At 73.1% G+C, this 20,733-nt stretch carries 18 protein-coding genes; 13 read left to right on the top strand and 5 right to left on the bottom strand.

Annotated features, from left to right (window positions below):
* Window positions 1-5 precede the first annotated feature (5 nt).
* The 5 genes from ftsH to PAI11_RS02935 form a co-directional block, all read right to left on the bottom strand.
* Window positions 6-1,979: an ATP-dependent zinc metalloprotease FtsH gene (gene ftsH, locus PAI11_RS02955; protein ID WP_007570667.1), complete on the bottom strand. Its 1,974-nt coding sequence runs from the start codon at window positions 1,977-1,979 to the stop codon at window positions 6-8.
* Window positions 1,980-1,981: 2 nt separating this feature from the next.
* A complete protein-coding gene (locus PAI11_RS02950) occupies window positions 1,982-2,209 on the bottom strand; it encodes a hypothetical protein (protein WP_007570666.1) in 228 nt (75 codons plus the stop codon).
* Between the two features lie 21 nt (window positions 2,210-2,230).
* Window positions 2,231-2,881, bottom strand: coding sequence for a DUF4389 domain-containing protein (locus PAI11_RS02945; RefSeq protein ID WP_007570665.1), 651 nt, complete (start codon window positions 2,879-2,881; stop codon window positions 2,231-2,233).
* Window positions 2,882-2,883: 2 nt separating this feature from the next.
* Complete coding sequence (locus tag PAI11_RS02940; protein WP_007570664.1) at window positions 2,884-3,321, bottom strand: CBS domain-containing protein; 438 nt, start codon at window positions 3,319-3,321, stop codon at window positions 2,884-2,886.
* A 98-nt stretch (window positions 3,322-3,419) separates the two neighbouring features.
* Window positions 3,420-4,694 (bottom strand): NRAMP family divalent metal transporter, encoded by a 1,275-nt coding sequence (locus PAI11_RS02935; RefSeq protein WP_007570663.1) that lies wholly within the window; start codon window positions 4,692-4,694, stop codon window positions 3,420-3,422.
* Window positions 4,695-4,972: 278 nt separating this feature from the next.
* Between PAI11_RS02935 and PAI11_RS02930 the strand changes: the two genes are divergently transcribed.
* From PAI11_RS02930 to PAI11_RS02870, 13 genes are all read left to right on the top strand, one after another.
* On the top strand, window positions 4,973-6,370 hold the full coding sequence (locus tag PAI11_RS02930) for an amino acid permease (protein WP_081488229.1): 1,398 nt from the start codon (window positions 4,973-4,975) through the stop codon (window positions 6,368-6,370).
* Window positions 6,367-7,599: an arginine deiminase gene (gene arcA, locus PAI11_RS02925; protein WP_007570661.1), complete on the top strand. Its 1,233-nt coding sequence runs from the start codon at window positions 6,367-6,369 to the stop codon at window positions 7,597-7,599. Before PAI11_RS02930 ends, arcA begins: the two co-directional genes overlap by 4 nt.
* Window positions 7,596-8,519, top strand: coding sequence for an ornithine carbamoyltransferase (gene argF, locus PAI11_RS02920; protein WP_007570660.1), 924 nt, complete (start codon window positions 7,596-7,598; stop codon window positions 8,517-8,519). The genes arcA and argF overlap by 4 nt, the downstream gene beginning before the upstream one ends.
* Window positions 8,520-8,523: 4 nt before the next feature.
* A complete protein-coding gene (locus tag PAI11_RS02915; RefSeq protein ID WP_007570659.1) occupies window positions 8,524-9,429 on the top strand; it encodes a carbamate kinase in 906 nt (301 codons plus the stop codon).
* A 74-nt stretch (window positions 9,430-9,503) separates the two neighbouring features.
* Window positions 9,504-9,761, top strand: a complete 258-nt coding sequence (locus tag PAI11_RS02910) for a DUF2892 domain-containing protein (RefSeq protein ID WP_007570658.1) — start codon at window positions 9,504-9,506, stop codon at window positions 9,759-9,761.
* Complete coding sequence (locus PAI11_RS02905; protein WP_007570657.1) at window positions 9,758-11,860, top strand: MMPL family transporter; 2,103 nt, start codon at window positions 9,758-9,760, stop codon at window positions 11,858-11,860. The genes PAI11_RS02910 and PAI11_RS02905 overlap by 4 nt, the downstream gene beginning before the upstream one ends.
* Window positions 11,861-11,870: 10 nt before the next feature.
* Window positions 11,871-12,239 (top strand): rhodanese-like domain-containing protein, encoded by a 369-nt coding sequence (locus tag PAI11_RS02900; RefSeq protein WP_007570655.1) that lies wholly within the window; start codon window positions 11,871-11,873, stop codon window positions 12,237-12,239.
* Between the two features lie 74 nt (window positions 12,240-12,313).
* Window positions 12,314-12,664: an ArsR/SmtB family transcription factor gene (locus PAI11_RS02895; RefSeq protein WP_007570653.1), complete on the top strand. Its 351-nt coding sequence runs from the start codon at window positions 12,314-12,316 to the stop codon at window positions 12,662-12,664.
* Window positions 12,665-12,809: 145 nt separating this feature from the next.
* Entirely contained in the window at window positions 12,810-16,487 is a 3,678-nt protein-coding gene (locus tag PAI11_RS02890) for a nitrate reductase subunit alpha (RefSeq protein ID WP_007570649.1), read from the top strand.
* Window positions 16,484-18,106 (top strand): nitrate reductase subunit beta, encoded by a 1,623-nt coding sequence (narH, locus tag PAI11_RS02885; RefSeq protein WP_007570647.1) that lies wholly within the window; start codon window positions 16,484-16,486, stop codon window positions 18,104-18,106. The genes PAI11_RS02890 and narH overlap by 4 nt, the downstream gene beginning before the upstream one ends.
* Window positions 18,106-18,759, top strand: coding sequence for a nitrate reductase molybdenum cofactor assembly chaperone (gene narJ, locus PAI11_RS02880; protein WP_007570645.1), 654 nt, complete (start codon window positions 18,106-18,108; stop codon window positions 18,757-18,759). Before narH ends, narJ begins: the two co-directional genes overlap by 1 nt.
* A complete protein-coding gene (narI, locus tag PAI11_RS02875) occupies window positions 18,756-19,490 on the top strand; it encodes a respiratory nitrate reductase subunit gamma (RefSeq protein ID WP_007570643.1) in 735 nt (244 codons plus the stop codon). Before narJ ends, narI begins: the two co-directional genes overlap by 4 nt.
* Window positions 19,487-20,716: an MFS transporter gene (locus PAI11_RS02870; RefSeq protein ID WP_007570640.1), complete on the top strand. Its 1,230-nt coding sequence runs from the start codon at window positions 19,487-19,489 to the stop codon at window positions 20,714-20,716. Before narI ends, PAI11_RS02870 begins: the two co-directional genes overlap by 4 nt.
* Window positions 20,717-20,733 lie beyond the last annotated feature (17 nt).

The following is a 20,733-nucleotide window of genomic DNA, read 5'->3' as shown; positions in this document are numbered from 1 at the left end:
AGGGGCTACGCGCCCACGGCCGGCTCCGGCCCCGGGGTCGGAGTCGGGGCCGGAGTCGGGGTCGGGGTCGAGGCCGGGTTCGGGCTCGAGGCCGGGGCGACCGGGGTCCGGCCGACGGTGGCGTAGATCGCCTCCTCGTCGAGCGTCTCGTGCACCAGCAGCGCCGCGGCCAGCGCATCCAGCTCGTCGCGATGCTCGCGGAGCGTGCGGACCGCGTCGCGGTAGCAGTCGTCGAGGATCCGGCGGGCCTCGACGTCGATCAGCTCCAGCGTGCGCTCCGAGGTCCCGGCCGGCAGGCCGGCGAAGCCGATCACCCCACCCTCGCGGTTCGGCAGCGCGGTCAGCAGCCCGAGCTTCTCGGACATCCCCCAGCGCCCCACCATCTGACGCGCCAGCGCGGTCGCCTGCTCCAGGTCGGACTCGGCGCCGGTCGTGATCTCGCCGAGCACCAGCTGCTCGCTGGCGCGCCCGCCGAGCATCCCGGTGATGCGGCCGCGCAGGTACGGCTCGCCGTAGCCGTAGCGGTCGTCGCTGGGGCTCTGGAACGTCACGCCGAGCGCATGCCCGCGCGGGATGATCGAGACCTTGCGGACCGGATCGGCGCCGGGCTGCAGGACGCCCAGCAGCGCGTGGCCGGACTCGTGATAGGCGGTTCGACGGCGATCCCCGTAGGAGAGGACGATCCGTCGCGCGGCGCCCAGCATCAGCCGCTCGAGCGCGTCGGCGAAGTCCTCCGGGGCGACCGCGGCGCGCTCGGCCCGCGCCGCGCCGAGCGCCGCCTCGTTGACCAGCGTCCGCAGGTCGGCGCCGACCATCCCCGGCGTCTGGGCCGCGATCGTCGCCAGGTCGACCCGCTCGTCCAGCGGCACGCTGCGGGTGTGGACGCGCAGGATCTTCTCGCGGCCGACCCGGTCGGGCGGGTTGACCGCGATCCGGCGATCGAAGCGGCCGGCGCGCAGCAGCGCCGGGTCGAGGATCTCGGGCCGGTTGGTGGCGGCGAGGATGATCACGCCCTCGGTCCCGGTGAAGCCGTCCATCTCGGTCAGGATCTGGTTCAGGGTCTGCTCGCGCTCCTCGTTGGAGCCGGTCGGCCCGCCGGACCCGCGCGAGCGGCCGATCGCGTCGAGCTCGTCGATGAAGACGATCGACGGCGCGCTGCTCTTGGCCTGGGCGAAGAGGTCGCGCACGCGGCTGGCGCCGACGCCGACGAACATCTCGACGAACTCCGAGGCCGACAGCGAGAAGAACGGGACCTCCGCCTCGCCCGCGACCGCGCGGGCGAGCAGCGTCTTGCCGGTGCCCGGAGGTCCGGTCAGCAGCACGCCGCGCGGGACCGTCGCCCCGAGCCGCCGGTAGCGCTCCGGGTGCCGGAGGAAGTCCACCACCTCGGCCAGCTCGTCGGTCGCCTCGTCGATCCCGGCGACGTCGCGGAAGCTGGTGCCGGTGCCCGTCGCCTCGTAGCGGCGCGCCTTCGATCGGCCGGCCGTCCCGAACAGCCCGCCCCCGCCGCCGGCGTGGCGCATCGCGTAGAACAGCACCCCGAGGATCAGCAGCGTCGGCACGACGCCGATCAGGATCGACAGCAGCGGCGAGGCCTTGGCCGGCGGACGAGCGTCGATCTTGACCTTCTTGCCCAGCAGCAGCCCCAGCAGCGCGTCGTCGGCGAACGCCGGGCGCTCGGTCTCGAAGGTCGTGGTCTCGCGCTTGCGATCGCCGTCGACGACCTGCACCGCCCGCCGGAACCGGCCCTCGATCGTCTCGGCCTGCGAGCGGACGCTGAGCACGTTGCCCTGCTCGGCCTGCTGGCGGAAGACGCTGTAGGGAACGCTCGGCGTGCGGTCGGAGCTGCTGACGACCGCCGCGATCAGCCAGTTGATGGCGACGACGGTCACGACGACCATCCAGATCGATGGCCAGCGGCGGCCGGCGGACTGCGCGTCGGGCTCCTTCGGCTCGCCCGTCGGCTGCGGGTCGGCCATCGTCAGCCCCTCCGGACCGGGACGCGCGCCAGCGCCGGCGCCGCGGGCCGCGCGTGGAGGTCGTCGAGCGCCTGGCGCAGCTGGTCGAGGGCCTGGCGCTGGCGGCGCTCGGCGGCGAGCAGCTGGTCGATCTGGGCGCGAACGGTCGCCAGCTCCGCCTCGAGCGGGCCGGTCAGCCGCGCGAGGGCCTCGCGCGGGGACGGGCGCCGCGTGGTCGTGGTCGTGCTCATCGGAAGGTCCTCCCTCGCGTCTCAGCGCAGCGAGAACGGCGGGTAGCGATCGGTGATCAGGAGGGTCGCGTAGGCCGCCACGCGCAGCTGCCAGCGTGCGACGCCGACGACGAAGTCGAAGGCGCCGCGGGGGTAGCGGCCGGTGGCGAGGATCGCGACCCAGGCGTAGATGACGACGAGCACGGCCGCGATCCAGAGGACCAGGAGCACCACGTAGTGCGGCACCGCGAGCAGCCACTTGACCAGCGGCAGCCAGCGGTTCAGGTCGCGCTCGGCGTCGGGGTAGTCGAGCTCCAGGTGGACGGCCTGCTGCTCGTCGGTCGACGGGTAGTGGTCGTCCATCAGCGCCAGGTAGGCGCCGACGCGGGCCCCGAACCGCGTCAGCTCGCGGTTGAAGTCGAACCACCAGCGCGGGTACTTGCGGCGGGCGACCAGCATCGCGGCCGTCGGCAGCACCAGCAGCCCGCCGCTGGCCAGCACCGTGTGCTCGTCGCCGTAGGAGATGCCGCTGCCGCTCAGCAGCCAGAGCACGAGCAGGATCGGCAGCGCCCAGATCGGCCGCAAGAGGGTGCTCAGCGGGTCGAGCTGCCGGTCGGGGAAGTCGATCTCGAGCCGGGCCGCGGACGCGTCGGGCCCGCCCGCGTCGGCCGTCGGCGTGTCCGCGGTGGCCATCGTCAGGCCGTCGCGATCCGGTCGTCGGCGACGAGCGCCGCGACGATGTCGAGGGTCGAGATCACGCCGACCGGGCGCACCCCGTCGGTCACCACCGCGTGGGTGCAGTCGTTCTCGGCCAGGGCGGCGGCGACCACGACCAGGTCGTCGGTGTCGTCGACGCAGACGACCGGGGTGGCGGAGACGTCGGCGGCGACGGTGCCGGCGGCGACGTTGACCGACGCCCGCACCAGGTCGAGGTCCGACACGACGGCCCACACCAGCCGGTCGCCGGGCGGGTCGTGGCTGATGCCGTCGACGATCACCGCGTGGATCCGGTGCTGGGCCATCGCGGCGGCGACGTCGCGCAGGTCGGTCGCCGGGTCGCAGGCGACGACGGGCGAGTGCATCACGTCGCGGGCGCGCGTCTCGGAGAGGGTCTGGCGGAAGCTCGTGGACATGACCGCGACGCTACGAGCACCGCTCGGCCGCGCCATCCGGGACGGTCCGCCCGCCGCCCGGGGAGGACTACGGATCGCGACTCCGCAGCGGCCGCCGGCTACAGCGCCTGCGCCCCGAGCACCACGACGCTGGCGGCGACCGCGGCGGTCGCCGCCAGGGTCCCGCCCTGCCCGAACCTGCCGAGAGCGTGCTCGCCGACCAGCGTGCGATCGCTCGCCAGCCGCCGGACCACGAGCAGGATCGGCAGCAGCAGCACGGCGTTCAGCGCCTGGGTCAGGAACAGCACCGGCACCAGCGGCACCGACGGGATCAGGACGATCGCGACGGCGACGACCACCGAGCCGGCGTAGCTGGCGTAGAAGATCCGGGCGCGATCGGGCGGGTCGTCGAGCCGGCCCTCGTGGCCGAGCGCCTCGCTGACCGAGTAGGCGGTCGCGAGCGGGACCACCGCGGCCGCCAGCAGCGCGGCCCCGATCAGGCCGCCGCCGAACAGCAGCGACGTCAGCCGCCCGGCCAGCGGCTGGAGCGCGAGCGCCGCGTCGGACGCGTCCTCGATCGAGCGCCCGATCGGGTGCAGCGTCGCGGCGCAGGCGACGACGATGAACGCGCCGATCACGCCGGTCAGGATCGCTCCGGTCGCCACGTCGATCCGCTCGAACCGCAGCTCGGCCGGCTTCAGCCGCTTGTCGGCCACGTAGGACTGCATGAACGTCAGGCCCCACGGGGCGAGCGTCGTCCCGACGCAGGCGACCGCGGCCAGCAGCGCCCCCTCGCCGCTGCCGAAGCCGGGCACGAGCAGCCCGTCGACCGTCGAACCGGCGTCCGGATGCGCCAGCAGCCCGGCGCCGATGTAGGCGACGAAGACCGCGCTGAGCGCCAGCAGCACGTGCTCGACGCGGTGGAAGTTGGAGCCGAGCACCAGGCCGCAGACCACGATCGCCGCGGCCGCCACCGAGGGCCCGCGCGGGATCCCGGCCAGGCTGGCCGCGGCGGCGACCCCGGCGAACTCGGCCACCAGCGTGCCGATGTTCGCCACCAGCAGCGGGGCCAGCAGCGCCAGCGCCGCCCGCTCGCCGTGTCGCTCGCGGACCAGGGCCAGCAACCCCTTGCCGGTCATCACGCCAAGTCGCGCGGCCAGCTCGTGGAAGAGGATCAGCAGCAGCGTCGAAGCCAGCAGCACCCACAGCAGCCGGTAGCCGTGGTCGGCGCCCATGATCGAGTAGGTGGTGATCCCCGCCGGGTCGTCGTCGGAGAGGCCGGCCAGCAGTCCCGGCCCGAGCACCGCCAGCACGCCCACCGTCCCCCGGCGTTGGTGCAGGCGCCGTCGCAGGCGATGGTGCTGCCGAGCTCGTCGGCCGTGGAGGAAGCGCATGGGCGGATCGGATCATCCGGCGGACCGGCGACGGCCGACACCGTAGGCCACCCCGTCGAGCTGCGGGAGATCCGCAACGGCGGTCGCAGGCTGCGCGGATGGCGCCGCGCCGCGACTCGGCGACCGTGGCGACACCGTTCGTTGCGCCGGCCGACGCCGGCCGTCCACCTGGAGGTCCTCCGATGTCCCCGCTCACCGACGTCTCACCGTCCTCCGACGGCGCGTCGCCGCCCGCCGGCGCAGCGCCGCCGGCCGCCCGACCGAAGCTCAAGCGCTCGATGGGCCTGTGGATGGCGACCGCCCTGGTCGTCGGCAACATGGTCGGCTCCGGCGTCTTCCTGCTGCCGTCGTCGCTGGCGGCGACCGCCGGTCCGATGTCGATCCTGGCCTGGATCTTCACCGGCGCCGGAGCGATGCTGCTGGCGCTCGTCTTCGCCAACCTCGGCCGGGCGTTCCCACGCACCGGCGGCCCGTACGCCTACGCGCGCCGGGCGTTCGGCGACTTCATCGGCTTCCAGACCGCCTGGGGATACTGGATCGCCGTCTGGGCCGGCAACGCCGCGATCGCCGTCGCCTTCGTCGGCTACCTCGCCGTCTTCTGGCCCGCGCTCGGCGACCACAACCTGCTGGCCGCCCTGGTCGGCATCGCCGCGATCTGGCTGCTGACGCTGGCCAACATCCTGGGCGCCCGCGAGGGCGGTGCGGTCCAGGTCGCCACGACGGTCCTGAAGTTCGTGCCGCTGGCGATCATCGGGATCATCGGCCTCTTCTTCATCAAGGGCGGCAACTACACGCCGTTCGCGCCGCACGGCCACAGCCTCAGCCTCTTCTCCACCACCGCCGCCCTCACCCTGTGGGCGTTCATCGGCCTCGAGTCGGCGACCGTCCCGGCCGAGGAGGTCCGCGACCCGGAGAAGACGATCCCGCGCGCCACGATGCTCGGCACCGGGCTGACGGCGATGCTCTACCTGCTGGCGACCGTCGCGATCATGGGCGTCCTGCCGACGGGCGAGCTGGCCAACTCGACCAGCCCGTTCGCCGACGCCGCCGGGTCGATCTTCGGCGGCGGCTGGGGCAAGGTCGTGGCCGCGATCGCGATGGTCTCGAGCTTCGGCGCGCTCAACGGCTGGATCCTGCTCCAGGGCCGCGTGCCGCTGGCCGCCGCCGAGGACGGGCTCTTCCCCAAGCGCTTCGCCAACGTCCACGGCAAGCGGCGGACCCCCGTCTTCGGCCTGGTCGTCTCGTCGATCCTGGTGACGGTCCTGATGCTGATGAACTACACCAAGGGCCTCGTCGACCAGTTCAACTTCATCATCCTGCTGGCGACCCTGACGACGCTGGTGCCCTACGCCTACTCCGCGGCCGCGCAGGTCTACCTGGCGATCAAGGAGCCCGACCAGTTCCGCGGCCGTCGCTTCGCCCGCGACAGCGTCATCGCGCTGCTGGCCTTCGCCTACTCGGTGTGGGCGATCGCCGGCTCCGGCCAGGAGATCATCGCCAAGGGCTTCGTGCTGCTGATGGCCGGGATCCCGGTCTACCTGTTCCTGGTCTGGCGGCGCGACAAGGACCAGGGCGACGACGCCCCGGCCGAGGTCGGCGTGATCGCCGACCTCCCGCAGGCCGTCGCCGCGGCGGACGTCGAGCCGACCGTGACCCGTGGCGAGGTGACGGCATGAGCACCGCTCCCGCCACCGCCGCCCGCCTGGGCGTCGACTCCGAGGTCGGCGTCCTGCGGCGGGTGATCCTCCACCGGCCCGACCTCGAGCTGCGGCGGCTGACGCCGTCGAACAAGGACGAGCTGCTGTTCGACGACGTCCTCTGGGTCAAGCGGGCGCGTCAGGAGCACGACGCGTTCGCCGACGCCCTCGTCGAGCGCGGCATCGAGGTGCTGTACCTCGGCGGGCTGCTGGCCGAGACGCTCGAGCAGCCCGCGGCGCGCCAGCTGGTGCTCGACGGGACGCTGCGGACCGCGGACCTGGGCCCGCGCCTGGGCCCCGCCGTCCGCGAGTGGCTGGAGGCCCTGCCCGGCGACGAGCTGGTCGACTGGCTGATCGGCGGCATCGACGTCTCCGACCTGCCGTTCCGCAGCAACGCGCTGCCGGTGCTGCGGTCGCGGCACGACGGCTTCCTACTCGACCCGCTGCCCAACCACATGTTCACCCGCGACACCTCGGCCTGGGTCTTCGGCGGCGTGACGATCAACGCGATGGTGAAGCCGGCCCGCCGCCGCGAGTCGCTGCACTACGAGGCGATCTACCGCCACCATCCGCTGTTCGCCGGCGTCGAGCACCAGGTCTGGAGCGACGATCTCGGCGGCCCGGCCCACCTGGAGGGCGGCGACGTCCTCGTCCTCGGCGACGGCTGCGTGATGATCGGGATGGGCGAGCGGACCCGCCCCGGTGCCGTCGAGCTGCTCGCCCAGCGGCTGTTCGCCGCCGGCGCCGCCCGCCGGGTGATCGCCGTCGAGCTGCCGCGACAGCGCTCGGCGATGCACCTCGACACCGTCCTGACGATGGTCGACCGCGACGCGTTCACGGTCTACCCGGAGCTGCGCTGCTCGATGCAGGCGACGACCCTGGCCCCGGGCCGCGACAGCGGCGTCGTCGTCGCCCGCGAGGGCGAGGTCTTCGACGCGATCGCCGTCGAGCTGGCGCTCGAGCACGTGCGCGTGATCGAGACCGGCGGCGACCGCTACGAGGCCGAGCGCGAGCAGTGGGACGACGGCAACAACGTGCTCGCGATCGCGCCCGGCGTGGTCGTCGGCTACGAGCGCAACGTCGACACCAACACCCGGCTGCGGCAGGCCGGGATCGAGGTGATCACGATCGCGGGAGCGGAGCTCGGCCGCGGCCGGGGCGGCGCCCGCTGCATGTCCTGCCCGATCGAACGAGAGGCGATCCGATGACCGTCCTGCTGACCATGCCCGCCGACCTGCTGCGGATCTCCGACCTCGACCGCTCCCAGCTGCTGCGGCTGCTGGACCTGGCGGCGGGGATGAAGGCCGACCCGTGGAACTGGGGCGAGTCGCTGCGGGGACGCAGCCTCGCCGCGCTCTTCGACAAGCCCTCGACGCGCACCCGCGTGTCGTTCGAGGCCGCGGCCCACCGGCTCGGGATGCTGCCGATCATGCTGCGGCCCGACGAGCTGCAGCTCGGCCGCGGCGAGCCGATCGCCGACACCGCTCGCGTGCTGTCGGCCTACGCCGCCGCGATCGTGATCCGGACCTTCGGCCAGGAGACGGTCGAGGAGGTCGCCGCCGCGGCCGAGGTGCCGGTGATCAACGCGCTGACCGACGAGCACCATCCCTGCCAGGCGCTCGCCGACCTGCTGACCCTGCGCGAGCGCTTCGGCCGGCTGGACGGGCTGCGCCTGGCCTACGTCGGCGACGGCAACAACGTCGCGAACTCGCTGATCGAGGCGGGGACGCTGGCCGGCGTGACGATCGACCTGGCCTGCCCGGCCGGCTACGAGCCGGACCCCGACGTGATCTCGCTCGCGCGCGACGCCGGCGGGGCGATCGAGGTCCACCGCCACCCGATCACCGCGGTCACGGGCGCCCACGCCGTCTACACCGACGTCTGGGTCTCGATGGGCGATCTCGACAGCAGCGACCGGCTGGCCGCGCTCGAGCCCTATCGGGTCGACGAGGCGCTGATGGCGCACGCCCGCCGCGACGCGATCTTCCTCCACTGCCTGCCGGCCCACCGCGGCCAGGAGGTGGCCGCCGAGGTGATCGACGGGCCGCAGAGCGCCGTCTGGCAGCAGGCGGCGAACCGCCTGCCGACCGAGCAGGCGGTCCTCCACGCGCTCTGCGGCGGGCGGTGATCGGGTGACTCGACCGCGACCGCTGGTCGTCGTCGCGCTCGGGGGCAACGCCCTCCTGCGCCGTGACGAGGCGCCGACGGTGGCGGTCCAGCGCCGCAACGTCGCCGAGGCAGTCGCCGCGCTGGCCCCGCTGCTCGCCGACAACGACGTCGTCGTGACCCACGGCAACGGACCGCAGGTCGGGCTGCTCGCCCTGCGGTCCGCCGCCGACGGCGATCCGCTCGACGTGCTCGGCGCCGAGAGCGAGGCGCTGATCGGCTACCTGCTCGACCAGGCCCTCGTCAACGCCCTGCCCGGCCGCGAGGTGGTGACGCTGCTGACCCAGGTCGTGGTGGCCGCCGACGACCCGGCGCTGGCACGGCCGACCAAGCCGATCGGCCCCGTCTACGAGCGGGCCGAGGCGGAGCGGCTGGCCGCCGAGCGCGGCTGGGTGATCGCGCCCGACGGCGACCGCTGGCGGCGCGTGGTCGGCTCGCCCGCCCCGCGCGAGATCGTCGAGCTGCCGGTGATCGAGCGGCTGGTCGGCGACGGCGTCGTCGTGATCTGCACCGGCGGCGGCGGGATCCCCGTCGCCCGCGACGGCGACGGCATCCTGCACGGCGTCGAGGCGGTGGTCGACAAGGACCGGGCGAGCGCGCTGCTGGCCGCGCGGCTCGGCGCCGACGCCCTGCTGCTGCTGACCGACGTGCCGGCGGTGATGGCCGACTTCGGCACGCCCCGAGCCCGCGCGATCGAGGTCCTCTCCCCCGCCGGCGCCGCTCCCGGGTCGCTCCCGCCCGGCTCGATGGGCCCGAAGGTCGAGGCGGCCGCGCGGTTCGCCGCGACCGGCGGGCTCGCCGCGATCGGCGCGCTCGAGGACGCCGGGGCGATCCTCGCCGGCCGCGCCGGGACGCGGGTCGCCGCGACGTAATACAACTCTGCAACTTTTCAGTGGTATAGTGCTCAAGCATCGCTCCGCCAACCACCGCCCCCGGAGACCGCCCCATGAGCACCGTCGACCACCCCACCCCGATCGCGCCCGCATCCCGCTGGCCACTGGAGCGAGCGCTCTTCGCCCTCGCCGGCAGCGTCACGCTGCTGTCCGCCGCGCTGGTCGCGGTCGTGTCCCCCTGGTTCCTGCTGCTGACCGCGTTCGTCGGCCTCAACCAGTGGCTCTACGTCGCCGTCGGGGCCTGCCCGGCGTCGCTGATCCTGCACCGCGTCCTCGGGCTCGAGCCCGCCTGTCGAAGGAGCCCCCGATGAGCACCGTCGGACCGATCGGCCGCCTCGGCCGCTATACCGCCACCCACTTCCGGGTCGTCGCGATCGCCTGGGCGGTGATCGCGATCGGCCTCGGCTTCTTCGCGCCGCGCGTCGAGCACGCGCTCTCCGGCGCCGGCTGGGAGTCCACGGGCTCGGAGTCGGTGCAGGCCCGCGACCTGCTGGACCGCGAGTTCGGCGGGCTCTCGTCGAGCGCCCTGATGGTCGTCCTCCACAGCCAGCGGCAGACCGTCGGCGACGCCGGCTTCGCCGGCGCGATCGACCGGACCGAGCGCACGCTCCGGGCCGACCACCGCGTCGGGCGCGTGATCGCGCCCCAGCCCGGCGTGTCGATCTCCCGCGATCGCCACACCGCGATCGTCCAGGCATCCGCGGCCGCCAGCAGCAACGAGATGGTCCGCGCCGCCGACGACCTGAAGACGCGGCTGCCGCAGGTCGACGGCGTGCAGACGGCGCTGACCGGCGCCAGCGGGATGTGGTCGGACTTCAACGTCGCCAACCGCGACGCGATGATGAAGAGCGAGCTGATCTCGTGGCCGGTGACGATGGTGATCCTCGTCCTGGCGTTCGGGTCGCTGGTCGCCGCCGGCCTGCCGCTGATGCTGACGATCCTCGGACTCGTCGCCTCGGCCGGCACGCTCTACCTGGGGACCCAGATCCTCGACGTCTCGATCTGGGCGATGAACTTCGCGCTGATGTTCGCGCTGGCGCTCGGCATCGACTACGCCCTCTTCATCGTGATGCGCTACCGCGCCGCGCTGTTCGGGTCGAAGCTCGACCCGGTCGCGGCGACGACCGAGACGATGGACACCGCCGGCAAGGCGGTGCTGTTCTCGGGGCTGACGGTGCTGATCTCGCTGACGGCGGTGATGCTGGTGCCCTCGCCCGCGTTCCGCTCGATGGCGCTGGGGATCATGGTCTCCGTCGCCTTCATCCTCGCCGCGACGCTGACCCTGCTCCCGGCGGTGCTGGCGAAGCTCGGCCCGCGGGTCGACAAGGGCGCGCTGCCGTGGGCCCACAGCGGCGAGCACCGCTCCCCGCGCTTCGCCGCCTGGGCCGAGCGGCTGTGGCGGCACCCGATCGCCTTCGGCTCGGTCGCGCTGGTCCTGCTGCTGGTGCTCGCCGCGCCGGTCCTCGGGCTGCGCACCGGCATGCCGTCGATCAAGGTCGTCCCCGACCAGGACGGATCGCGCGTCGGCTACGGCCTCGTGCAACAGGCCTTCGGGCCCGGGGCGACCGGACCGCTGCAGGTGGTCACCCCGTCCGCCCAGGCCGACGCGACCCGCGCGGCGCTGCTGCGCGACCGCGACGTCGCCGGCGTGCTGCCGACCGTCCGCGGCAGCGGCGACCACGTCCTGCTGCAGGCGACCCTGAAGCAGGATCCGTCCGCGGCCACGACCGGCGACGCGATCGACCGGATCCGCGACGCGCTGCCGGCGGCCGCGCTCGTCGGCGGCTCGGTGGCCGAGAACCACGACCTCGAGGCGACCCTGTCGGCGAAGACCCCGCTGGTGATCGGCGTGGTCCTGGGCCTCGGGTTCCTGCTGCTGCTGTTCGCGCTGCGCGCCCCGCTGGTCGCCTTGATCGGCACCGTCACCAACCTGCTCGCCGTCGGCGCCGCGTTCGGCGTCGCCCGGCTGGTGTTCCAGGAGGGCCACGGGTCCGGGCTCCTCGGGTTCGAGCCGCAGGGCTTCCTCGACGCCTGGGCGCCGGTCTTCTTCTTCGCGATGGTCTTCGCGATCTCGATGGACTACACGGTCTTCCTGCTGTCGTCGGCGAAGGAGCACTGGGAGCGCTCGCACGACCCGCGCGAGGCGATGGTCGGCGGCCTGGCGCACTCCGGACGGGTCGTCTTCGCGGCGGCGGCGGTGATGGTCGCGGTGTTCTTCACCTTCGCCCTCTCGGGCCCGCTGCCGCCGAAGGAGATGGGCGTGATCCTGGGCGTCGCCGTCCTGCTCGACGCGTTCCTGATCCGCCTGCTGCTGTTGCCCGTGCTGCTGCGGCTGACCGGCCGCTGGGCCTGGTGGCTGCCGAAGCCGCTGGACCGGATCCTGCCCGACGTCCGCTTCGGCCACGCGTAGGCGAGCGCCGATGCTCCGCTTCGGGAAGACCGCCGGGATCCGCCCCTACGACGCGGCCGAGCAGGCTCGCGCCGGGCGGCTGGTCCTGGTCGACGTCCGCGAGCCGGCCGAGCGCCGGGAGCTTGCTCCCGGCGTGCCCTCCCGGCACATCCCGCTCGGGCAGCTCGCCAGCCGGATCGGCGAGCTGCCGAGCGACGTCCCGGTGGCGTTCGTCTGCCGCTCCGGCGGCCGCAGCGCCCGCGCCACGCGGATCGCCGCGGCCGCCGGGCTCGACGCGCGCAACGTCGCCGGCGGCATGACCGCCTGGTCCGCGGCTCGCCTGCCCGTCGTGCGCGGGCGCCACGGCGACCCCGAACCGGCTGGCGGCGACCGGCGATGAGGGCGCCGTCGACGGCCTCGGGCGGGGCCGCGCGCGCCCCCGAGCCCGTCGCTGCACAGCAGTATGGTTGTGCTGTGGAGTTGCCCAGTCCGCTGCCCGAGTCGCTCGCCGAGCTGATCGCCCAGCGCTTCCGCGTGATCGGCGACCAGACCCGGATCCGGCTGCTCGACCGCCTGCGCGAGGGCTCGGCCACGGTCGGCGAGCTGACCGCGGCGATCGGCGGCAGCCAGCAGAACGTCTCCAAGCACCTCGGCGTCCTCCACCAGGCCGGGATCGTGTCCCGCGCGAAGGAGGGCACCTCGGTCCGCTACGCGATCGCCGACGCGTCCGTCTACGCGCTCTGCGAGCAGGTCTGCGGCGGCCTCCGGGACCAGGTCAGCGAGCTCGACGCGCTGCTCGCCGGCGGCGAGCGGCACGCGGCCTGAGCGGCCGCGCTCCACGAGCGTCTCCGTAGTTTCCCCGGTGGTCCGGGCGCGGATCCATGTGCGACGGTGGCCCCGTGAGGACCCCTCCGGGCTCCTCGCTCCCGTCCCTCCGGGGTTCCCCGGCATACAGGAGGCCGAACGCTCGATGGCGCGTCCCAAGCCACGGAAGGGCCCGCTCCTGGGGCTCCATCGACACCTGCGGCGCGGCCCGATCTCCGAGGAGGGCTGGAGCCAGCTCGTCGCCAAGGACCGACGCTGGGAGGCCAGCTACCGCGGCCGCTGGTCCCACGACAAGGTCGTCCGGTCCACCCACGGGGTCAACTGCACCGGGTCGTGCTCGTGGAAGGTCTACGTCAAGGACGGCCTGGTGACGTGGGAGACGCAGGCCACCGACTACCCCTCCACCGGTCCCGACATGCCGGAGTACGAGCCACGCGGCTGCCCCCGCGGAGCGTCGTTCTCCTGGTACATCTACTCGCCGCTGCGGCTCAAGCGCCCCTACGTCCGCGGCACGCTGCTGGCGCTCTTCCGGCAGCAGCGCGAGCGGCTCGGCGACCCGGTCGAGGCGTGGGCCTCGATCGTCGACGACCCCGAGGTCGCCCGCGCCTACAAGCGCGAGCGCGGCCGCGGCGGCTTCGTGCGCGCGTCGTGGGACGACGCCGTCGACCTGATCGCGGCCGCGCACGTCCACACGATCAAGCGCGACGGCCCCGACCGCGTAGCCGGGTTCTCGCCGATCCCCGCGATGTCGATGGCGTCCTACGCCGCCGGCGCGCGGTTCTACTCGTTGATCGGCGGAGTCGTGCTGTCGTTCTACGACTGGTACGCCGATCTGCCGCCCTCCTCGCCGCAGACCTTCGGCGACCAGACGGACGTGCCGGAGTCCGGCGACTGGTGGAACGCGGGCTACCTGCTGGTCTGGGGCACGAACCTGCCGACGACCCGGACGCCCGACGCGCACTTCATGACCGAGGCCCGCTATCGCGGCCAGAAGGTCGTCGTCGTCTCGCCCGACTACGCCGAGCACACGAAGTTCGCCGACCACTGGCTCGCCGCCCAACCGGGCACCGACGGCGCGCTCGCGATGGCGATGGGCCACGTGATCCTGAAGGAGTTCCACGTCGACCGGTCGACGCCCTACTTCCAGCAGTACGCGCGGCGCTACACCGACATGCCGCTGCTGGTCACGCTGCGCGAGCGCGACGGCGTCCACGTCCCCGATCGGCTGCTGCGCGCGTCGGACCTGGACCCGGCGAGCGAGGTCGAGAACGGCGACTGGAAGCCGGTCCTGATCGACGAGCGCAGCGGCGAGCCGGTCGTGCCCAACGGCTCGGTCGGTCACCGCTATGGCGCGCCGGGCGAGTGGAACCTGCGCCTGGACGGCGTCCAGCCGATGCTGAGCCTCCACGAGCACGCCGACGAGCAGGTCGCCGTCGACCTGCCGCGCTTCGACGTCGGCGACGGCGAGCACGGCGGGATCATGCGTCGCGGCGTGCCGGCCCGTCGGGTCGGCGGCCACCTGGTCACGACCGTCCTGGACCTGACGCTCGCCCAGTACGGCGTGGGTCGGCCCGGGCTCCCCGGCGACTGGCCGACGGACTACGACGACCCGCAGCCGCACACCCCTGCCTGGCAGGAGGCGATCACCGGCGTCGACCGTCGCCTCGCCGCCCGCGTCGCCCGCGAGTTCGCCCGCAACGCCGAGCGCACCGACGGTCGCTCGATGATCTGCATGGGCGCCGGCACCAACCACTGGTTCCACTCCGATCAGACCTACCGCACGTTCCTGGCGCTGGTGCTGATGTGCGGCTGCCAGGGCGTCAACGGCGGCGGATGGGCGCACTACGTCGGTCAGGAGAAGGTCCGTCCACTCGCCGGCCTCCAGACGCTGGCCTTCGCCACCGACTGGTCGCGACCGCCACGCCACCAATCCGCCACGCCGTTCTTCTACCTCGCCAGCGAGCAGTGGCGCTACGAGCACATCCGTCCCGCCGACCACGCTTCGCCGCTCGGCCGCGGGCTGCTCGACGGCAAGCACGTCGCCGACGTCAACGCGCTGGCGGCCCGACTCGGCTGGCTTCCCTCCTACCCGTCGTTCGACCGCAATCCGCTCGACCTCGTCGACGAGGCGCAGGCGTCCGGCGCGAGCGTGGCCGACCACGTGGTTCGCGAGCTCCGCGAGGGTCGACTGCACTTCGCCTGCGAGGACCCGGGTGCGCCCGGCAACCATCCGAAGGTCATGACGATCTGGCGGGCCAACCTGCTCGGGTCCTCCGGCAAGGGCCACGAGTACTTCCTCAAGCACCTGCTCGGCACGTCGGAGAGCGCCGTCCGCGCGCAGGAGACGCCGCCCGAGTGGCGCCCGCAGGACGTCCGCTGGCGCGACGAGGCGGCCGAGGGCAAGCTCGACCTGCTGACGACGATCGACTTCCGGATGACGAGCACGGCGATCTTCTCCGACGTCGTCCTGCCGGCCGCGACCTGGTACGAGAAGCACGACCTGTCGACGACCGACCTGCACCCGTTCGTCCACACCTTCAACCCCGCCGTGTCGCCGGCCTGGGAGAGCAAGACCGATTGGCAGGCGTTCGAGCGGATCGCGACCCGCTTCTCCGAGCTGGCCGAGCGCCACCTCGGGGTCCGCCGCGACCTCGTCGTCGCGCCGCTCGGCCACGACAGTCCCGACGAGATCGCGCAACCGCTGGGCGAGGTCCGCGACTGGCGGGCCGGCGAGTGCGAGCCGATCCCCGGTCGCACGATGCCGAAGCTGATCGTCGTCGAGCGCGACTACCCGGCCGTGGCGGCGAAGTGGGCCGCGCTCGGACCGCTGGTCGAGCAGCTCGGCACCCAGATCAAGGGCACGTCGTGGGACGCGTCCGAGGAGGTCGAGCACCTGCGGGCGCACTGCGGGGCGGTCCGTGGCGGCATCGCCGACGGTCGCCCCTCGCTGCGGCGGGTCGAGGACGCCTGCGAGGCGATCCTCTCCCTCTCGGGAACGACCAACGGCCGGCTGTCGGTCGCCGGCTTCCGCGCGCTCGAGAAGACCTGCGGCGTGCCGATGGCGCACCTCGCGACCGGCAGCGAGGACCTGCGGATCAGCTTCGCCGACGCGCAGGTCCAGCCGCGCACCGTGATGACGTCGCCCGAGTGGTCGGGAATCGAGGCGCACGGCCGGCGCTACTCGCCGTTCACGATCAACGTCGAGTGCGACAAGCCGTGGCACACGCTCTCGGGCCGCCAGCAGCTCTACGTCGACCACAGCTGGATGCTCGAGCTCGGCGAGGGCCTGCCCGCCTACCGCCCGCCCTTGCGCTACACCGCGATCTTCGGCGACCAGGGCGCCCGCGACGGTTCGCAGCGCAAGGAGCTGACGCTCCAGTACCTGACCCCGCACTCCAAGTGGTCGATCCACTCCGAGTACCAGGACAACGTCCACATGCTGACCCTGTTCCGCGGCGGCGGCATGCTGTGGATCAGCGTCGAGGACGCCGCCGAGCTGCAGATCGCGGACAACGACTGGGTCGAGAGCTACAACCGCAACGGCGTGGTCGCGCTGCGGGCGACGGTCTCCCAGCGGATCCCGCAGGGCACCTGCCTGATGTACCACGCCAAGGACCGCAACGTCGGCGTGCCGCTGACCGAGCTGCAGGGCCGGCGCGGCGGCACCGACAACTCGCTGACGCGGATCGTGATGAAGCCCACGCACTTCATCGGCGGCTACGCGCAGCTCTCCTTCGGGTTCAACTACTACGGCCCGACCGGGTCGCAGCGAGACGAGGTCACCGTGTTGCGCAAGCGCGAGTCGAAGGTGGTGTACGAATGACGATCCGCGCGCAGGTCGGGATGGTGATGAACCTCGACAAGTGCATCGGGTGCCACACCTGCAGCGTCACCTGCAAGCAGGTCTGGACCGACCGTCCCGGCGCCGAGTACATGTGGTTCAACGACGTCGAGACCAAGCCCGGCGTTGGCTATCCCAAGCGCTGGGAGGACCAGGAGCAGTGGCGCGGCGGCTGGGAGCTCGACCGCAAGGGGCGGCTACGGCTGAAGGCCGGCGGCAAGCTGCGCAAGCTGCTGTCGATCTTCGCCAACCCCGACCTGCCGACGCTGGACGACTACTACGAGCCGTGGACCTACGACTTCGAGCAGCTGGTCGACGCGCCGCGCCAGCGCCACGACCCGGTGGCGCGGGCCCGCTCCCGGATCACCGGCGAGCAGCTGGACGAGATCAGCTGGGGGCCGAACTGGGAGGACAACCTCGCGGGCTCGCCGGAGCGGATCCACCACGACCCGCTGACCGTCGGGATCGAGGACCAGGTCAAGGCCCAGTACGAGCAGGCGTTCATGATGTACCTGCCGCGGATCTGCGAGCACTGCCTGAACCCCTCCTGCGTCGCGTCGTGCCCGTCGGGCGCGATGTACAAGCGCGAGGAGGACGGGATCGTGCTGGTCGACCAGCAGAAGTGCCGCAGCTGGCGCTTCTGCGTGTCCGGCTGCCCGTACAAGAAGGTCTACTTCAACCACAGGAGCGGGAAGGCGGAGAAGTGCACCCTCTGCTACCCGCGGATCGAGCAGGGGCAGCCGACGATCTGCTCCGAGACCTGCGTCGGCCGGATCCGCTACCTGGGCTTGGTGCTCTACGACGTCGACCGGGTCGAGGCGGCCGCGTCCGTGCCCGACGAGCACGATCTGCTGGAGGCGCAGCGGAGCGTCTTCCTCGACCCGTCCGACCCGCTGGTCCGCGCCCAGGCGCTGGCCGACGGCGTGCCCGAGGACTGGATCGACGCGGCGATCCGCTCACCCGTCTACCTGCTGGCGATGAAGTACCGCGTCGCGCTGCCGCTGCACCCGGAGTACCGGACGCTGCCGATGGTCTGGTACGTCCCGCCGCTCTCGCCGATCGCGAGCACGCTCGAGACCGACGGCTACGAAGCCGATCCCGACGAGGTCTTCTCGGCCGTCGACGACCCCGACGCGATGCGCGTGCCGGTCGACTACCTGGCCAACCTGCTGGCCGCCGGCGACGGCGAGGTGATCCGCGGCGTCCTGCGCCGCCTGGCCGCGATGCGCCATCACATGCGCAAGCGCGAGGTGCTCGGGGAGCACGACGACTCACGGCCGCGAGCGGTCGGCATGACGTCTCAGGAGGTCGAGGACCTGTACCGGCTGCTCGCGATCGCCAAGTACGAGGACCGCTACGTGATCCCGCCTGCGCACACCGAGCTCGCGGGCCAGCTGATGGAGCAGAAGGGCACCTGCGGCCTGGACTTCGAGGACGGTCCCGGCAACTGCGGGGCGATCGAGCGCGACGTCTCCGGCCCGCCCGGCTACGAATCGGCCGTCGACGCCGAGGCGTTCATGCTCCCCGGCGAGGACCGGGTCGACCTCGACATCGTGCAGATGCTGGGCGACCGCCGCCGCGAGGACGCCGAGGGTCGTTGATGCGCCGCGCGCCCCGCCACGAGGCCGTCGAGGCGTCCCAGCTGCTGGCCGCCTGCGCCCTGCTCCTGGAGTACCCCGACGACGAGCTGCGCGTGGCAGCCGCGCCGATCCCCGACCTGCTGGCCGGGCTGGCCCCCGCGCCCCCGGTGGTGGCGCTGCTGCGATTCGCGCGCTGGTGGTCGACCTGCGACGTCGGCGAGCTCGAGCGTCAGTACGTCGAGACGTTCGACCTGCGACAGCGCTGCAGCCTCTACCTGACCTACTACTCCGAGGGCGACAAGCGCGGACGGGGCATGGCGCTGCTGCGGCTGCGCAAGCTCTACCGCGCCGCGGGCCTGCCGATGGCCAGCGACGAGCTGCCCGATCACCTGGCGGTGATGCTCGAGTTCGCCGCCCACGCGCCGGGCGGACGTGGCATCGCGATCCTGCGCGAGCACCGCGCGACGCTCGAGCTCCTCCGTCTGGCGCTGGTCGACCAGGGCAGCCCCTATGCCGACGTGCTGGCGGCCGTCGCGGGCGTCCTCGGCGAGCCGACGGCCGGCGAGCGGGTCCGCGCGGCGACGCTCGCGACCAACGGCCCGCCGCGGGAGCTGGTCGGTCTCGAGCCGTTCGCCCCGCCGGACGTGATGCCGAGCGCGGAGGCACGGCGATGAGCGCCGGCCGCGTCCTGCTGTGGATCATCCTGCCGTACCTGGCGCTGGCGACGTTCGTCGTCGGGCACTGGTGGCGCTACCGCAGCGACCGGTTCGGGTGGGGAGCCCGATCGACGCAGATCCTCGAGCGCAAGATCCTCGGTTGGGCCAGCCCCGCGTTCCACTTCGGGATCCTGGCCGCCGCCGGAGGACACGTGATCGGGCTGGTGATCCCCGCGTCGCTGACCGAGGCTCTGGGCATCAGCGAGAACGGCTACCACTGGTTCGCCGCCATCGCCGGCGCGCTCGCCGGGCTGGTGACGGTCGTCGGGTTCCTCGGCCTGATGTACCGGCGGTCGACGAACGCCCGTGTCCGCCGGACCACGACCCCGGCGGACATGATCACGTACTTCCTGCTGACGTTCCTGGTGCTACAGGGCACCTGGATCGCGTTCGCCGAGAACCTGCTCGGCAGTTCGCCGTACCACTACCGCGACAGCGTCGGCGTCTGGTGGCGCTCGCTGTTCGCGCTGCAGCCGGACGTCGACGCGGTAACCGGCGCGCCGTTCCTGTACCAGCTGCACGCCGTCTGCGCCTGGGCGTTCTGGGCCTTCTTCCCGTTCAGCCGCTTGGTGCACCTCTGGAGCCTGCCGGTGCCGTACATCGGCCGGCCGCACATCCTCTACCGACGACGCTTCGCCGCCCCGCGTCGCCGCCGGACGGCGCTCGCCGCGCGCCGTCGAACGCCGTGAGCTCGCCCACCCCGACATCCGTCGCCTCGACCCGCGAGTCCCCGGAGAGCCGGCGGGCGCTGCTGGTCAGCACGATCGCGTTCACGGCCTGCTTCTACGCCTGGAGCCTGCTCGGGCCGCTCGGCCCCGACCTCCAGGACCACCTGGCGCTGTCGGACCTCGAGCTCTCGATGGCGGTCGCGCTGCCGGTCGTGCTCGGGTCGCTGATGCGGATCCCGATGGGCATCCTCAGCGACCGCCACGGTGCGCGTCTGATCTTCGCCCTGCTGCTGGCGTGGACAATCGCGCCGCTGCTGGCGCTGGCCGCGTGGCACTCGTCGCTCGGTGTCCTGCTCGTGCTCGGATTCCTGCTGGGCTTCGCGGGCTCGTCGTTCGCGGTCGGCGTGCCTTTCGTTTCGCGCTGGTACGGCGCGCAGCGCCAGGGCTTCGCTCTCGGGGTCTACGGCGCCGGCATGGGCGGGACGGTGCTCGCCGGCCTGACCGCGCCGGCGATCTCCGACGTGTGGGGCCTGAGCGCCCCGTTCCTCGTCGCCGCCGGGCTCGTCGCCGTCGCGCTCGCCGTCTGGCTGGCGACCGCGAGGGACGCGCCGCGGGCCTCGGCTGGTGCCTCGCCCCCGGCCCGGCGCAGCATCGTGGCCGTCTACCGCGCCGAGCCCCGGGCGCTGGCGCTGACGCTGTTCTACTTCGTGGCCTTCGGCGGCTTCGTCTCGATGTTCCTCTACCTGCCCAAGCTGCTGACCGGGGTCCACGAGCTCAGCAAGACCGACGCCGGGGCTCGGGCCGCCGGCTTCGCCGCGCTCGCCGTGGTGGCGCGACCGCTCGGCGGGTGGCTGGCCGACCGCGTCGGTGCCGAGCGGGTGCTGCGCTGGTCGTTCGCCGGCACCGCCTGCCTGGCGCTCGTGCTCGCCGCCGGCTACACACGGATGCTGCCCCTCACGATCGCGTGCCTGACCCTGGCGGTCGCGCTCGGCCTCGGAACGGGCGCCGTCTTCAAGCTGGTCGGGATCTGGTTCCCGGCCGAGGTCGGCGGCGTCACCGGCGTCGTCAGCGCCGCCGGCGGGCTCGGCGGGTTCTTCCCGCCGCTGCTGATGGGCGTGGTCAACGGCGCGACCGGCGGCTACGCGCTGGGCTTCGCCCTGCTCGCCGGCATCGCGGCGACGGCGCTCGTCGTCCTGCGCCGAAGCCGGACGCCGAGACCGTCCGCGGCCGAGACCGCCGGGGGTTGATCGCCGTCGCCGGTGGA

The sequence above is a fragment of the Patulibacter medicamentivorans genome (assembly GCF_000240225.1).
Taxonomy (GTDB): Bacteria; Actinomycetota; Thermoleophilia; order Solirubrobacterales; family Solirubrobacteraceae; genus Patulibacter; species Patulibacter medicamentivorans.
The sequence above is the reverse complement of the archived record's forward strand: the minus strand, read 5'-3'. Positions and strand labels throughout refer to the sequence as shown.